A 337-nucleotide genomic window follows, 5' to 3' on the forward strand; every position below is an offset into this window, starting at 1 on the left:
AGCTTGTGCTCGGTGGTGTCCTACTCTCCCACACCCTGGCGGGTGCAGTACCATCGGCGCTGTCAGGCTTAGCTTCCGGGTTCGGAATGGATGCCGGGCGTCTCCCTGCCGCTATGACCACCGAGACGACTGAACAGGCAGCGCGTCAGTGTTCCTGTGATTCTATTATCGGGCCGCCTCGCAACGCACACTGTGTGTGTCGGTGGTTGGGTTGGGTGTGGACCGTATAGTGGACGCTCACGCTCTTGCTGTATCACTCACCCCCTGGGGCCACTTCACCGTGCAAGGACGGCTTGTGTGTGGGGGTGGTTGTTGTTTGTATCGGCTTATTAGTACC

At 59.3% G+C, this 337-nt stretch carries 1 rRNA gene; it reads right to left on the minus strand.

From position 1 onward, the window contains the following. Positions 1–7: 7 nt before the first annotated feature. Positions 8–125, minus strand: a 5S ribosomal RNA gene (gene rrf / locus HMPREF2883_RS01805). Between the last annotated feature and the right edge of the window lie 212 nt (positions 126–337).

The sequence above is a fragment of the Actinomyces sp. HMSC075C01 genome, from assembly GCF_001812965.1.
In the GTDB taxonomy this organism is placed as follows: domain Bacteria; phylum Actinomycetota; class Actinomycetes; order Actinomycetales; family Actinomycetaceae; genus Actinomyces; species Actinomyces acetigenes.